This window comes from Streptomyces sp. NPDC002867, from assembly GCF_053591895.1.
This window is the reverse complement of sequence record NZ_JBSFUR010000038.1, coordinates 47,563-61,953: the sequence shown is the minus strand read 5'-3', so window position 1 is coordinate 61,953 and position 14,391 is coordinate 47,563. Positions and strand designations below refer to the sequence as shown.

At 70.4% G+C, this 14,391-nt stretch carries 13 protein-coding genes, 1 tRNA gene and 1 pseudogene; 8 read left to right on the top strand and 7 right to left on the bottom strand.

Features of this window, described 5'->3' with window-relative positions; translation table 11 throughout:
* Nucleotides 1–109 precede the first annotated feature (109 nt).
* Nucleotides 110–1,726, bottom strand: coding sequence for a beta-N-acetylhexosaminidase (locus ACWD0A_RS27245; protein WP_451302239.1), 1,617 nt, complete (start codon nucleotides 1,724–1,726; stop codon nucleotides 110–112).
* Nucleotides 1,727–1,992: 266 nt separating this feature from the next.
* Here ACWD0A_RS27245 and ACWD0A_RS27240 point away from each other — a divergent pair, with 266 nt between their 5' ends.
* The gene (locus ACWD0A_RS27240; protein WP_177150947.1) at nucleotides 1,993–2,271 is read left to right on the top strand and encodes a hypothetical protein; all 279 of its coding nucleotides are present in this window, start codon (nucleotides 1,993–1,995) and stop codon (nucleotides 2,269–2,271) included.
* A 54-nt stretch (nucleotides 2,272–2,325) separates the two neighbouring features.
* Complete coding sequence (glmS, locus tag ACWD0A_RS27235; protein ID WP_307715378.1) at nucleotides 2,326–4,143, top strand: glutamine--fructose-6-phosphate transaminase (isomerizing); 1,818 nt, start codon at nucleotides 2,326–2,328, stop codon at nucleotides 4,141–4,143.
* A gap of 266 nt (nucleotides 4,144–4,409) precedes the next feature.
* Here the strand turns inward: glmS and ACWD0A_RS27230 are convergent, their stop codons facing one another.
* Together ACWD0A_RS27230 and ACWD0A_RS27225 are read right to left on the bottom strand one after the other, a co-directional pair.
* Complete coding sequence (locus tag ACWD0A_RS27230; protein WP_451302236.1) at nucleotides 4,410–4,982, bottom strand: acetate uptake transporter; 573 nt, start codon at nucleotides 4,980–4,982, stop codon at nucleotides 4,410–4,412.
* A gap of 204 nt (nucleotides 4,983–5,186) precedes the next feature.
* Nucleotides 5,187–5,708, bottom strand: a complete 522-nt coding sequence (locus ACWD0A_RS27225) for a universal stress protein (RefSeq protein ID WP_177150970.1) — start codon at nucleotides 5,706–5,708, stop codon at nucleotides 5,187–5,189.
* Nucleotides 5,709–6,057: 349 nt separating this feature from the next.
* On the opposite strand from ACWD0A_RS27225, the gene ACWD0A_RS27220 reads away from it, so the two are divergent.
* The 4 genes from ACWD0A_RS27220 to ACWD0A_RS27205 all read left to right on the top strand — a co-directional run bounded on the left by ACWD0A_RS27220 (nucleotide 6,058) and on the right by ACWD0A_RS27205 (nucleotide 8,974).
* A complete protein-coding gene (locus tag ACWD0A_RS27220; protein WP_451302234.1) occupies nucleotides 6,058–6,471 on the top strand; it encodes a hypothetical protein in 414 nt (137 codons plus the stop codon).
* 403 nt (nucleotides 6,472–6,874) lie between these two features.
* A complete protein-coding gene (locus tag ACWD0A_RS27215) occupies nucleotides 6,875–8,074 on the top strand; it encodes a helix-turn-helix domain-containing protein (RefSeq protein ID WP_451302232.1) in 1,200 nt (399 codons plus the stop codon).
* Between the two features lie 105 nt (nucleotides 8,075–8,179).
* Entirely contained in the window at nucleotides 8,180–8,800 is a 621-nt protein-coding gene (gene orn / locus ACWD0A_RS27210) for an oligoribonuclease (protein WP_451302230.1), read from the top strand.
* 101 nt (nucleotides 8,801–8,901) lie between these two features.
* Nucleotides 8,902–8,974: transfer RNA gene (locus ACWD0A_RS27205), tRNA-His, on the top strand.
* Between the two features lie 141 nt (nucleotides 8,975–9,115).
* On the opposite strand, the gene ACWD0A_RS27200 is transcribed toward ACWD0A_RS27205, so the two are convergent.
* From ACWD0A_RS27200 to ACWD0A_RS27190, 3 genes are read right to left on the bottom strand one after another with little or no spacing between them, the layout of a single operon-like run.
* Nucleotides 9,116–9,970 carry a helix-turn-helix domain-containing protein gene (locus ACWD0A_RS27200; protein ID WP_451302228.1) on the bottom strand — a complete coding sequence of 285 codons (855 nt, stop codon included), beginning with the start codon at nucleotides 9,968–9,970 and terminating at the stop codon, nucleotides 9,116–9,118.
* Nucleotides 9,971–9,997: 27 nt separating this feature from the next.
* Nucleotides 9,998–10,525, bottom strand: a complete 528-nt coding sequence (locus ACWD0A_RS27195; protein WP_451302226.1) for a DUF6879 family protein — start codon at nucleotides 10,523–10,525, stop codon at nucleotides 9,998–10,000.
* Nucleotides 10,497–10,757, bottom strand: a complete 261-nt coding sequence (locus ACWD0A_RS27190; RefSeq protein WP_451302224.1) for a hypothetical protein — start codon at nucleotides 10,755–10,757, stop codon at nucleotides 10,497–10,499. The genes ACWD0A_RS27195 and ACWD0A_RS27190 overlap by 29 nt, the downstream gene beginning before the upstream one ends.
* A 662-nt stretch (nucleotides 10,758–11,419) precedes the next feature.
* Between ACWD0A_RS27190 and ACWD0A_RS27185 the strand changes: the two genes are divergently transcribed.
* Both ACWD0A_RS27185 and ACWD0A_RS27180 read left to right on the top strand, forming a co-directional pair.
* Nucleotides 11,420–11,551 (top strand): hypothetical protein, encoded by a 132-nt coding sequence (locus tag ACWD0A_RS27185; RefSeq protein ID WP_451302223.1) that lies wholly within the window; start codon nucleotides 11,420–11,422, stop codon nucleotides 11,549–11,551.
* Nucleotides 11,552–11,554: 3 nt separating this feature from the next.
* Nucleotides 11,555–12,653, top strand: a pseudogene (locus ACWD0A_RS27180) (methyltransferase domain-containing protein).
* Nucleotides 12,654–12,783: 130 nt separating this feature from the next.
* Here the strand turns inward: ACWD0A_RS27180 and ACWD0A_RS27175 are convergent.
* Nucleotides 12,784–14,271, bottom strand: a complete 1,488-nt coding sequence (locus tag ACWD0A_RS27175; protein ID WP_451302221.1) for a glycoside hydrolase family 18 protein — start codon at nucleotides 14,269–14,271, stop codon at nucleotides 12,784–12,786.
* Nucleotides 14,272–14,391 lie beyond the last annotated feature (120 nt).

Genomic DNA, 14,391 nt, shown 5'->3' with positions numbered 1-14,391 from the left:
GGCCTGCGTGACCGGGTCCTGCCGGGTCACCGGGTCCTGCCGCTGCCGGATGTAGACGGGATCGGCCACCATGACGCTCCGCCCGGAGGCGAAGTCCCTTTTCCGTCCGCTACTCCGCCGGCCAGGGAACCTGCGCCGAGCGGTAGTAGTCGATCCCGAGCGCCTCCATCCGCGGCCCCTGTGCCGCGAGCCGGAGCCGGTAGTCCTCCCAGTCGTGCGTCACCGCGGGCGACCAGCCGAGCTCGGCCACACCGGGCAGGCGCGGGAACGCCATGTGGTCGATGTGCGCGTTCGTGGAGATCGTCTCCGTCCACAGCGGCGCCTCGACGCCCGCGATCGCACTCGCGGGGGCGCCCGGCAGGTACGTGCCCGGGTCCCAGTCGTACGAGCGCCGGACCTCGACGTACCCGGCCCAGGACAGGCCCAGCTCGGTGTCCTTGTTGTACTTCATGTCGAGGTAGATCCGGTCGGCGGGCGACAGGATCAGCCGGGTGCCGTTCTGCGCGGCCCTGGCGACCTGCGCCTTCTCCGCCGCACTGGTGCCGTCCAGGCCCCAGTACTGGGCGAGCGCCCCCTCGGCCGGGGTGGCGCCGGTCAGCTGGTGCCAGCCGATGACGGTCTTGCCGTACTTCGCGACGATGGGCTGCACCCGGTTCATGAACGTCACATAGTCCGCGTGGCTCGTGGAGTGGGCCTCGTCGCCGCCGATGTGGAGGTACGTCCCGGGCGTGATCGCGGCGAGCTCCCGGATGACGTCGTCCACGAAGTCGTACGTCACGGCCTTGGGCACGCACAGGGAGCTGAACCCGACGGCCGTGCCCGTGTAGAGCGGCGGCGCGACGCCGTCGCAGTTGAGCTCGGCGTACGAGGCCAGGGCGGCGTTCGTGTGGCCGGGCATGTCGATCTCCGGCACGACCTCGATGTAGCGGTCCGCCGCGTACCGCAGGATCTCCTTGTACTGGGCCTTGGTGTAGTAGCCGCCCGGACCGCCGCCGACCTGCGTGGAGCCGCCGTAGGTGGCCAGGCGGGGCCAGGAGTCGACGGCGATGCGCCAGCCCTGGTCGTCGGAGAGGTGCAGGTGCAGCTTGTTGATCTTGTACAGGGAGATGTTGTCGATGTAGCGCTTGACCTGGTCGACGGTGAGGAAGTGCCGCGAGACGTCGAGCATGGCGCCGCGGTGGGCGAAGCGCGGGCTGTCGGTGATGGTGCCGCCGGCGACCTGCCAGGGACCCGGCTGGCGGGTGTCCTTCTCCACCCGCGAGGGCAGCAGCTGGCGGAGGGTCTGCACGCCGCGGAAGAGGCCCGCGGGGCGGTGGGCGGTGATGGTGAGCGAGCCGCGCGAGGACTGGAGCCGGTAGCCCTCCTCGCCGAGCGTGGTGTCCCCGCCGCTCAGCCGCAGCCGGATGGCGCCTGCCGAGGGACGGGCGGTGACGGGCAGGGCGTAACCGGTGGAGGGGCGCAGCACCTCGGCGAGCCGGTCGCCGACGGCGCGTGCCGCGGCGGAGCCGTCGGTACGGATGGCGGTCCGGGCGGTGAGCGTGAAGGGCGTGCCGCCCGGCTCGACGGAGGCGGGGACGGGAACGGTCTGGCCGAGCGGTCGGACGGCGGGCTCGGCGGCCTCGGCGGGCGTGGCCGCGAGCCCGGAGGCCGCGACACCCGGCAAGGTGGCCGCCGCGAGAAGCAACAGCGAACCGAGCAGTCGCGGAATCGGTCTGGGCTGACTCACAGGGGGTCCCTTCGATGGGGTTCTCGACTGTGCGCAGAGCAACCGAACTGTCACCATGCGTACCTCGTGCCTCAACTGCGGTCAAGGTGTAGACCACTTACTCGTCCCGAGCGGGGAAAGAATCCCCTCCCCCGCCAGAAATCATCAGAAAGGTGGGGCCGGGCGCTCGGCACCGGGACGACCTGCATCACACCGACGAAGGTCACGCTGCCCGGAATCGGGCAGGATTCTTGCAAAGCCGCTCCTCCACCCCTCAATATCTACGGGTGCTCGAACACCGCCCGTCGTCCCACGACGACCTCGTCGACCATCTGGTGCGCAGCACCGCGCTCCAGCGCGGTGAGGCGGTCCGGGTGGTGCTCGACGTGCTGGCGTACTTCGACGAGACGACCGAGGAATTCGTTCGCCGCCGCCACCGTGAGCTTCAGTCCGGTGGCGCCGTGAACGCCGAGATCTTCGAGCGCATCGCGGCCGAGCTGCCGCACCGCGCCGTGGCGCCGCCGGAGCTCTCGCTCCGCCAGCTGCGCCGCATGGTCTACGGCTGACCGGCCGGTCGTTCGCACCGGGCACACATCTGATCTACGGAGGGGCAAGACTTTATGTGCGGAATTGTCGGTTACATCGGCAGGCGTGACGTGGCTCCGCTGCTGCTGGAGGGTCTGCAGCGGCTGGAGTACCGGGGCTACGACTCGGCGGGCGTGGTGATCAACAGCCCCAAGGCCGCCGCCCTGAAGATGGTGAAGGCCAAGGGCCGCGTCCGCGACCTGGAGGCCCGCGTCCCCAAGCGCTTCGCCGGCACCACCGGCATCGCCCACACCCGCTGGGCCACGCACGGCGCGCCCAGCGACATCAACTCGCACCCGCACCTGGACCCGGAGAACAAGGTCGCCGTCGTCCACAACGGCATCGTGGACAACGCCGCCGAGCTGCGCGCCAAGCTGGAGGCCGACGGCGTCGTCTTCGCCTCCGAGACCGACACCGAGGTCATCACCCACCTGATCGCCCGCTCCCAGGCCACCACCCTGGAGGAGAAGGTCCGCGAGGCCCTCAAGGTGATCGAGGGCACGTACGGCATCGCCGTCATGCACGCCGACTTCGCCGACCGCATCGTGGTGGCCCGCAACGGCTCCCCCGTCGTCCTCGGCATCGGCGAGAAGGAGATGTTCGTCGCCTCCGACGTCGCCGCCCTGGTCGCCCACACCCGCCAGATCGTCACCCTCGACGACGGCGAGATGGCCACCCTCAAGGCCGACGACTTCCGCACGTACACCACCTCCGGCGCGTCCACCACCGCCACCCCGGAGACCGTGGAGTGGGAGGCCGCCTCCTACGACATGGGCGGCCACGACACGTACATGCACAAGGAGATCTTCGAGCAGCCCGACGCGGTCGACCGCGTGCTGCGCGGCCGGATCGACGACCGGTTCAACACCGTGCACCTGGGCGGTCTCAACCTGGACGCCCGCGAGGCCCGAGGCATCCGCCGCGTGAAGATCCTCGGCTGCGGCACCTCGTACCACGCGGGTCTGATCGGCGCCGGGCTGATCGAGTCCCTGGCCCGTATCCCCGCGGACTCCGAGCCGGCCTCCGAGTTCCGCTACCGCAACCCGGTCGTGGACCCCGACACCCTCTACATCGCCGTCTCGCAGTCCGGTGAGACCTACGACGTGCTCGCGGCCGTCCAGGAGCTCAAGCGCAAGGGCGCCCGCGTCCTCGGCGTGGTGAACGTCGTCGGCTCGGCGATCGCCCGCGAGGCCGACGGCGGCACGTACGTCCACGCCGGCCCCGAGGTGTGCGTCGTCTCCACGAAGTGCTTCACCAACACGGTCGTCGCCTTCGCGCTGCTCGCCCTGCACCTGGGCCGCATCCGCGACCTGTCCGTCTCCGAGGGACGGCGGATCATCGACGGCCTGCGCAAGCTGCCGGCGCAGATCAGCGAGATCCTCGAGTCCGAGGCCGAGATCAAGAAGCTGGCCGAGCAGTACGCGGACGCCAAGTCGATGATGTTCATCGGCCGGGTGCGCGGCTACCCGGTGGCGCTGGAGGCCTCCCTGAAGCTCAAGGAGATCTCCTACATCCACGCCGAGGCGTACCCCGCCTCCGAGCTCAAGCACGGCCCGCTCGCGCTGATCGAGCCCGCGCTGCCGACCGTCGCCATCGTGCCGGACGACGAGCTGCTGGAGAAGAACCGCGCCGCGCTGGAGGAGATCAAGGCCCGCTCCGGCCGCATTCTGGCCGTCGCCCACCGCGAGCAGGAGAAGGCCGACCACACGATCGTCGTGCCGAAGAACGAGGACGAGCTGGACCCGATCCTGATGGGCATCCCGCTGCAACTCCTCGCCTACCACACGGCCTTGGCCCTCGGCCGGGACATCGACAAGCCGCGCAACCTGGCGAAGTCCGTCACCGTCGAGTAGGCCCGTCGGGGGCGAGTGAGCCGAAGGGGCGCGGCGGTGCCGAAAGGGAGAACGCGCGGGGTCCCGAGGAACGAGGGATCGAGCACGATCGACCGTCCGCGCCGTCTTAGGCGCCACGGAGGCGAACCGAGCCAGAAAAGTGGAGAGAACACCCCCTGTGCGTGCCACCAGCGCACAGGGGGCGTTCTGTGGTGCCGGCCGGCGCGCAACCCGTCACGCCGGCCTCAGAGGGTGCCTGACGCCTCCCGCGGGGCACCCCCGGCCGCTCAGCCGGTGGCCGTCACTCCCCGGCCGGCAGCGCGTCCGCTGAACGTGGGCCACTTGGCGAGCGCCGCCGTCGCCCCGTACCACGCGACGAGGCCCGCGACCGCGCCGACCCAGCCGCCCGCCTTGGCGAGACCCTCGTTGCCCGCGAAGGCGGCTATGGCGCCGAGCAGCAGCGACAGGCACAGCAGGCCGTACACGCCCTGGCCGAGGATCCCGCTGCCGGAGGACGCGGCCGTCAGCGTCAGCGCGAGCAGGGCCCACAGCAGCAGGAACAGGCCCGCCGCCTCGGCCGACATCTCGCTGCCCACTCCGGTGCCCCAGGTGAACCAGAACGCGCCGAGCCCGGCGAACGCCGTGCCCGAAGCCCCGTCGCCCGCCCGGTACTCGAGCAGACCGACGACGAACAGTGCGACGCCGCCGACCCAGGTCGCGAGGGCCGCGGCGTCGGCCGCGGTGACATTGTCGATCACTTGGGTGTTGCCGACGCCGAACGCCAGCAGGGTCAGTCCGAGTGCGAGACGGCCGAGGGTGTTGGTCGATCCGGCGCTTCCCGCAGAGACTCCGTTGTCCACGGCGGGCTCCCTTCCTGTCTGTGCAGTTGTGCTGCAGTGGTGCTGCCCAGTGCTGCGGACCCAGCGACCGCTATGTACCCTTCACAAGCGCACAATCCACCTGCTACGGACGGGTAGATTTCCGTATGTGCGAGGCGAGTTGACGACGCCTCACCTGCGGAGACAGAGGGAAGTGGAGTGACGTGTGGGGCGTGCCCCGCGGGGTCACGGGATGACGATCACCGGGCGCTGGGCGCGCCGTGCGAGCCGGCCGGCGACCGAGCCGAAGATCCGGCCGACGATGCCGTGCGTGGAGCCGACCACGATGGCGTCGGCCGAGTACTCGCGGCCGACCTCTTCCAGTTCATGACAGATGTCGCCGCCGCGCTCGACCAGGATCCAGGGGACCTCGGTCAAGTAGTCGGCACAGGCCAGTTCCAGACCCAGGACCTCGGTGCGGTGGTCGGGGACGTCCACGAAGACGGGGGGCTCACAGCCGGCCCAGACGGTGGTCGGCAGCCGGTTGGCGACATGGACGATGATCAGGCCCGAACCGGACCTGCGGGCCATTCCGATGGCATACGCGAGCGCCCGCTCGCTGGAGGTCGATCCGTCGAATCCGACGACGACTCCGTGCCGGAAGGCGGGATCGCAGGAGTGGCATGACTCTTCGGCCGCCCGCAGGTCCGACAGTGGATCGGCTACCTGCTTGCGGTCCGCGGGATCGGGGAATTCGTGACCGGCCATCGATGTCTCGGCGAAGAAGATCCTCTTGGGAGGGGTCTGAGAAGGTGCGTCGGCTGGGATGGGTGCGGAGCCGTGTCCGGGAATCATCTACCCAAGCCCATACCCCCAAGGGTACGGCGGCACTCCTCTCCTGCCCAGGCCTCGCCGTGCCATGCGCGGCGTTCCAGGGAGCATGCCCCAGCCCGACCCGTATGGCAATGCCGGGTGGTCACTACAGCCGTCTGCCGCTGCGCACAGTGACCGGACGACTGCGCTGCTCGTTGGCCCACGGGCCGGTCGAGATCCGCCGGAAAGGCACCGGATCCGCCCGGACCGGATCCGACCTCCCGCCGCGCACCAGGAGTTCCGAGTGCCCGCACGTCCGCAGTTCCAAGTGCCCGCACGTCCGCCCGTCCGTGACCCCGCGCACCCCTCGGCCCCGCGGCGCGGACGGCGCCGGATCACGAATCCGGCCGCCGCCCCCGGCCGGGTCGTCCCGTCGCCCGCCCCCCGCCCGGCGGCCGACGCGGCGAGCGACGTCGTGCGCTGGGCGGCCTTCACGTGCCTGCTGGTCCCGGTCGTGCTCGTGATGTACGGGACGTCCGTCGGCGGGGCGGCGGCCGCCGCGCTGGGGCTCACGGCCATGACGGCCGCGTGCCAGGTGCTGCTGCGCCACTCGGAGCGGGAGGCCGCCCACGCGCGCGCCCGGAGCGGCGCACCGCGGGCAGGCCGGCGCGTCCGCGGTCCCGAGGAAACGCGCCGGGGCGCTCACCGCGGCCGGTAAGTACGCCTGGCGACTGACGAGTTCGCATCCTCACACCAGCGGTTTTCAGCCAACTTCACGCAACGGGCCCGACCTTGCCGAAAGTGCCCGCCAACCCGCTGCTCACCAGGCAAGAAAGGACCGCAGACGGCGCTCGCACCCTACGGGGACGGGCCATGCCCGGAATGCGGACTTCCCTGCGGGCCCGTCGAGTGGAACGCTTCGTGATCGACAGCATCGCGCCAAGTTGCCAAGTCGACATAGCGGGGCATGCCGAACTTGTCACGGCGGCACCGCGCGACGCAGTAGATTCGATCATGAGTATCGAAGGCCGGGGGACTCGTGCAGAACCGAGGGGAAACGTGCAGGAGCGAAAGGCCCGAAAAGAACGGGGAGACGCGCACTTCGAGGGGGGCTTAGCGTCATGAGTCAGGACTCCGCTGCACCGGAGGCAGCACGGAAACTTTCCGGCCGCCGGCGCCGGGAAGTCGTCGCGGTGCTGCTGTTCAGCGGCGGCCCCATTTTCGAGAGTTCCATCCCGCTCTCGGTGTTCGGAATTGACCGTCAGGACGCCGGAGTTCCCCGCTACCGCCTGCTGGTGTGCGGTGGTGAGGAGGGGCCGCTGCGGACCACCGGCGGCCTGGAACTGACCGCGCCGTACGGCCTGGAGGCGATCGGCAGGGCAGGCACCGTCGTGGTGCCCGCCTGGCGCTCGATCACCTCGCCGCCGCCGCCCGACGCGCTCGACGCGCTGCGCCGGGCACATGAGGAGGGCGCCCGCATCGTCGGACTGTGCACCGGGGCGTTCGTCCTCGCCGCGGCCGGCCTGCTCGACGGCCGCCCGGCGACCACCCACTGGATGTACGCGCCGACGCTGGCCAAGCGCTATCCGTCCGTGCACGTGGATCCGCGGGAGCTGTTCGTCGACGACGGCGACGTCCTCACGTCGGCGGGCACGGCCGCAGGCATCGACCTCTGTCTGCACATAGTGCGCACCGACCACGGCGCCGAGGCGGCCGGAGCGCTCGCCCGCAGGCTGGTCGTGCCGCCGCGCCGCAGCGGCGGACAGGAGCGCTACCTCGACAGGTCTTTACCTGAGGAAATCGGCTCCGACCCGCTGGCCGAGGTCGTCTCCTGGGCTCTGGAGCACCTCCACGAGCAGTTCGACGTGGAGACGCTGGCCGCCCGGGCGTACATGAGCCGCCGGACGTTCGACCGCCGCTTCCGTTCGCTGACGGGCTCGGCGCCGCTCCAGTGGCTGATCACCCAGCGGGTGCTGCAGGCGCAGCGGCTGCTCGAGACCTCCGACTACTCGGTCGACGAGGTCGCGGGCCGCTGCGGATTCCGGTCACCGGTGGCACTGCGCGGCCACTTCCGGCGGCAGCTGGGGTCCTCCCCGGCGGCCTACCGGGCCGCGTACCGGGCACGCAGGCCCCAGGCCGAGCCGGGCCAGGCGTCGATGGTGGACGCGGTCATGCCGACCCAGGCCACGGCGGTGATGCGCCGCGCGGCCGCGGGCCTGCCGGGACCGGCGGCCACCGCCTCCGCGCCGTCCGAGGCGGTCCGGGGCGCGGCCGAGATGTACGGCCGCGCCGGCGTGCCGGGGCAGCGGAGCATGGGCTAGCACGGCACTGTTCGTGAGCACCGGGCCGGGCGCGTGAGCGCCCGGCCCGGTCGCGTGTGCGCACGCCCGGGGCCTGATCGTCACGCGCCCCATAAGGTAGGGCGCATGAACGATCGCATGGTGTGGATCGACTGCGAGATGACCGGGCTCTCGCTGACGGACGACGCACTCATCGAGGTGGCCGCGCTGGTCACCGACTCGGAACTGAACGTGCTCGGCGACGGCGTGGACATCGTGATCCGCCCGCCGGAGGCGGCGCTGGAGACGATGCCGGAGGTCGTGCGCCAGATGCACACCGCCTCGGGCCTCCTCGAGGAGCTCCCCGGCGGCACCACGCTGGCGGACGCCGAGGAGCAGGTTTTCGCGTACGTCCGCGAACATGTCAAGGAGCCCGGGAAGGCCCCGCTGTGCGGGAACTCGGTCGGCACCGACCGCGGCTTCCTGTCCCGTGACATGCCGACGCTGGAGGGCTACCTCCACTACCGGATCGTCGATGTCTCCTCGATCAAGGAACTGGCGCGCCGCTGGTACCCGAGGGCGTACTTCAACAGTCCGGAGAAGAGCGGCAACCACCGGGCGCTCGCCGACATCCGGGAGTCGATCGCCGAGCTGCGCTACTACCGCGAGGCGGTCTTCGTCCCGCAGCCCGGGCCGGACTCGGACACGGCGCGGGCGATCGCGGCGAAGCACGTGCTGCCCGCGGAGCCGGCGGAGCCCGCGACCTAGCAGCACCACCCCCCGTGGGCGGCCCCGCGAAACCCTGGCGCGAGCACCCTCCGGGACCCTGTACACTTTTTCTCGGCCGGTCGGGAAGAAGACCGGTCGTGGTGGGTGTAGCTCAGCTGGTAGAGCACCTGGTTGTGGTCCAGGATGTCGCGGGTTCGAGTCCCGTCACTCACCCTGACGATCAAGGGCTGACCTGTGAAACAGGTCAGCCCTTCTTCGTACCCCAAATTGGGGAACACGACGCGAGCAAGCATCGTGGAACGGCCCAAGAAGGACGGAAGCGACCCCTTCGACCGGTTCCCTGTCTGTGCTCAGTCAGCTCAGTGCGTCGATCGCCTTCACGATCAGGGCACGCGCCTGTGCACCGTACACGGCCATGGACCGCAGCTCCTCGAACGCCTTCAGGTACAGGGCGATCTCGGCGTGTTGCGTGATCTGGACCTGGGCGGACACAAGCTCGACGGACACCAGGGCGTCGTCGTACACGTGGAATGTCTCACGCGGCCATTGCTGCCGCCCCGGGGTCGCCATGGGGATGACTCCCAGGGAGACGGCAGGCAGGGCGCCCACGGTGAGCAGGTAGCCGAGCTGGCCAGCCATGACCTCAGAGTCTCCGATCTGGTGGTGCAGAACGGCTTCCTCAATGAGCAGGACGAAGCGGTGTCCTGGTTCATGGATGATGCGGGACCGGTCGACGCGTGCCTGCGCCGCCTTGGTGATGTCCTCGTCGGGCAGCTCACGAAAGTCGGCGACCGTACCAAGCACGGCGGCCGCGTAGCCCTCGGTCTGCAGCAGACCCGGCACGAGCGTGGACGAGTACACCCGGAACAGGCTGGTCTCGCGGAAGAACTGGAGCAAGCTGTCCTGCAGTTGCTTCAGCCCGTTCCGGACCTGATGGCGCCACTCGCGGTACATCGATTCAGCGTTGAGGGACTGAACGATCAGGTTGCCTGCTTCATCCTCGACCTGGCAGGCCACGCACCACAGTCGGATGTCCTTGGCGGACGGGGCCGTGCGGGCGTTCTCGATGCGTGACGTCTTGGCGTGATGCCAATGGCAGCGGTCGGCCAGCTCTGTGACCGTCAGTCCCGCGCTCCTTCGCAGATCACGCAGTCGCCGCGCGACGACTTCCCGCGCGGCTTGTGCAGAGGAGGATGGAGAGATGGGCATGAGCTGGCCTGTCCGGTGCGTCGTGCGTCAGCGGATCTCGTACTGATCATGCGGTACTGCGCGTTCCCACACCGCCTCGAAGGCGTCCCCGCAGAGTTTGGCAACTGCGGGGTCCTCGATGTCCTCAGGCCCTGCCGAGGCACCGTTGCCGGTGAAGTGGTGCCACCTGACCAGGCGCCCGTCGAAGAGCCAGAAGTCGTTTCCCGGGAGCGCGATGTCGGATGCCTGCCGTCTCGGCAGCCAACGCACCTGCTCGCCCGCCTGAACGTTGACGGCCGTACCGGCGTGCTCGTAGCGGATGTAGTCAGTGACGGGTTCCGACACGATCCGAGCCCGCCTTACCGTGACCCCGCGGGCTACGGCCTTGGAGATCAGATCCACCCACGGCGCCCAGTAGGCGGAGCCGGGATCTGTGTCGCATTTCCCGGTGCGGAGCCACGTGCTGAAGTCGTCGGCTTCGCCGCTGACGCCGTACTGGTCCCGCATCTCGAGGTGGACGGCTGAGCGCTCCGCGGCCGCCAACAGGTCATCGAAGCGTGGTGCGCTCTGCGGCATCGCAGGCCTCCCTGAGGATGGACACCATGTGTGCGGGGACGCGGATCACGGTCTCGTGGTCAGGGATTCCCTTCGCGTGCCCCGGCGCGGGGTTCTCCACGCACTGGTCACGCGTCGCGGCGTCAGCTGTGTAGCTCTGGAGAGCGATGTCTCCGTTCTCCGTGTCCACCCAGGCTGTCGGGGATTCGTTCTGACCCGTGTTGGGGTCGATCCCGATGAACAGTAACGACATGTCAGCCTCCTGCGACGAGGTGTGCGGATCTGTGCAACACCGTCACCGACAGGCAGGGGTCGGTCAAGGTGCGAGGCAGCCAAAGTCCTGCCCTGGAGTGAATGTGCGCACAGATCTGCACATTGCTGGTGTGCGCGCACGAGCCGTCCCTACCTTCCGGAGCAGTGCGCATCAGTGGCCAGTCTGCGAGGGCGTTCAGATGATCAGCGAACGGAGACAACTGCCCCCGATCGGCAGCCTCTCGCAGCGCCAGCAGCGCGGCATGGACTGCGTCTTCTGCGGCATCGTCCTCACCGCGGAGACCGCCGTCGACCTCGGCCCGCAGCGGCTGCGCATCGCCGACCTCGTCACCCGCTGGTTCCCGCGCGCCTGCCGGCGGCACGGCTCCGAGGCGGTGGCCCTGTGCCCGCTGCCATCGCGCGATCCTCCCCGGCGAGGACTACGAGGTGATCGACAAGGTGTCCGGCTCCGGCGGCGGCACCACGCTGCACTTCCACAAGTTGCCCTGCCCGCGCTCCGCGAGCAGCGCCCGTTGACTCCCGCCCCGGACCGATTACCCGGCAGGACCGTGTCCGGGGGCGGGCTCGGCCCCACTGAGGGCCCAGCCCATGCACCATGGCGCGTGGGAAGTCCACGCGCCTGCCCACGAGATGGAGTGAGACGTGACCTCTCAGTACCCGCCGACGGCAGACAGCGGAAAGCACGGCGCCAAGCCCGCCCCCATCAAGCCCTGGACGCCGCCGCCCACCCCGCCCAACCCTGACGGCTCCGGCGGCCGGTACATCGGCGGCTGACGGATGACCACCACCCGCACCGACGGGTACGCCGCGCTCCTGGACGACCTCCAGAGGCGCGGCCTCCTCGACGACGAGTGGCGCAAGGTGTTCGACGCCGTCCCCCGGGCGGCGTTCATCCCCGAGCGCATCTGGCGACAGGAGCCGGACCGCTGCGTCCCGGTCACCGACCCCGCCGAGCGGCTCAACCTGATCCACAGTGATCAGCCGGTCGTGATCCAGGTCGACGACGGCCGCGACGACGGCCCCGGCGTCGCCGCCTCGTCCAACAGCATGCCGAGCACGGTCGCCAAGATGCTCGGCCTCCTCGACGCCGAGGACGGGCACCGCGTGCTGGAGATCGGGACCGCGTCCGGCTACGTCGCCGCGCTGCTGTCCGAGCGCGTCGGCGAGGACCGGGTGTACAGCGTGGAGATCGATCCGGTGCTTGCTGTGCACGCGGCGTCAGCACTGTATGCGCGGGCTACATGCCGCAGCTGCGGTGCGGCGACGGCGAGGCCGGCTGGCCCGACGCCCGCCCGTTCGACCGGCTCGTCGCCACGTGCGCGCTGCGGCACATCCCGCTCCCGTACGTGCAGCAGGTCCGGGCGGGCGGGATCATCGTCGCGCCGATGGCCGCACGTTCTGGAGCGGCGCGCTGGTGCAGCTCACGGTCGGGGAGGACGGCACCGCGTCGGGCCCGTTCGGGGACGGCGCGTCGTACATGCCGATGCGCTCGCACCGCCTGGCGACCGAGGCCGCGATCGACGAGAACACCGCCCGGTCACGAGCGTCGGGCCTGGACCCGGCGAAGATCCTCACGCTCGGGTTCGCTCTGTACGCCGGGACCCGGCTGCCGGACGTGTCGCTCTGGCACGGGGAGCAGCCTGGCCATGTGCAGGTGTGGGCCTCCCGCCCGAACGGCGCCGCGGCCACGGCAGCAACGGGTGAGGAGGTGTGGCAGTACGGCGACGGCAATCTGTGGGAGGAGATCGAGGAGACCTACCGCGAGTACGAGGCGTTCGGGTCGCCGGCCGCCGATGAGTTCGGTCTCACCGTCACGGCCCGCGGTGGTCGGGAGATCTGGCTGCGCGAGCCTCATCGCCTCGTCCTGCCCCGGTAGGCGGTAGGCCGCTGTCCCTGGCGGAACCGGCGATCCCATTCGCCTCCCACGGTCCGACCCTCCTGGCGTCACGCCCCGGGAAGCCCCGCCGGCGTTTGAGGCGCGGGGCTCCCCGGGGCGGGTCCCGGTGTCACTTGTAGGCGGCGAACGCCTTCGTGAACGCCAGCGGCTCCTGGAGGATGGAGCTGCACGTCGCGTCCGCTGCCGGCTTCTCCCCGCCCGCGCACTGCTTGTCGCGCGTCGAGGACCACATCGACAGCCACCCCAGGTTCTTCGACTCGGCGAACCGCACCAGCTGGGTCGCGTCCTCCACCCTGAAGATCTCGGTGACGACGTCGTTGACGCCGATCATCGGCGTCACCGCGACGGTCCGCCACGCGTCCGCGTCCGACAGCCCGAGGACGCCCTTGATCTGCGCCTGCGTGGCCGTGGCGGCCTGGATCGCGTACTCGCCCATGTCGCCGCTGTACGCCGGCCCGTAGTCCATCGCCATGATGTTGACCGCGTCGATGCGCACACCGTTCTTCCTCGCGTCGGCGATCAGGTCCACGCCGGGCTGGGTCAGCCCTTCCGGCATGACCGGCAGGGTGAAGGAGACGTCCAGGTCCGGGTGCGACTTCTGGAGCTGCGCGATGGCCTGCGCACGCCGGGAGTTGGCGGCCGTGTCCGGAAGTGCGGCGCCCTCCACGTCGAAGTCGACCTTGGTCAGCTTGTACGTGTCGACGACCTTGCCGTACGCCTTCGCCAGCTCGTCCGCCGTCGCGCAGTTCAGCGCCAGTTCGCGGCCGGCCGCGCCGCCGAAGGAGATGCGGACGTCGCCGCCCTTGGCGCGCAGGTCGCCGATCTGGGCCGCGACCTTGTCGTCGCCGAGTCCGGTCACGCCGCCCCACAGCGGCACACAGCCGCCGCCTGCGGTGATGAAGGCGAGGTGGAACTCCTCGACGCCCGTCTTCGCGGCGGTGTCCAGCATGTCGTACGCCGGGTACAGCGAGGTGTCGATGTACGGCGCGAACCGCGCGGACGCGCCCGGCTTGGGCGCACCCGTCTGCGTCGGGGTCGGGGTCGGGGTGGGGGTGGGGGTGGGGGTGGGCGTGGAACTCGGGACGCTCGGCGTCGGCGTGGGGGGCGGCGTCGGCGTGGGCTGCTCGGTGGGACGGCCGCTGGGCTGCGGCGTCGGGCCGCCGTCGGCCGAGCACACGGCCCCGTCGATGAGGCAGGACGCCGGGTCGGCCGCCTTGCCGGTCGCCGAGGTGACGAAGCCGACCGTGACGGAGGCGCCGGGCGCGAGCTCCTTGTTCCAGCTCGCGGGCTTCACGGTGACGTGCCGCCCCTCCACCGTGTGCTCACCGTTCCACAGGGAGCCGATGGTGGTGCCCTCGGGCAGGTCGAACTCCAGCGTCCAGCCGGACCGTGCCGTGCCGGTCTCGTTGGTGATGACGTACTGACCGGTGTAACCGCCGTCCCAGGAGCTGGTCCTGGTGTACGCGGCGCCGACCGCCGCGGCCTGCGCGGTGCCCGTGAGGACGATCGCCGCGCCGCCGATCACGGCGGCCACGACGACCGCGCCGACGGCCTTGGTCCTGACGCTCGCCCTGCGCCGGTGCGTACTGCTGCCCATCGCGTCCTGCCTCTGCGTTGCTGAAGTGGGGGTGGATGCGGCAGCACGCTAGCGACCGCGAAACGGACAATCGGCCGATCGCAGGCGGGCGTCGGGTTCCTTAGGGCGCGCTTAAGGACG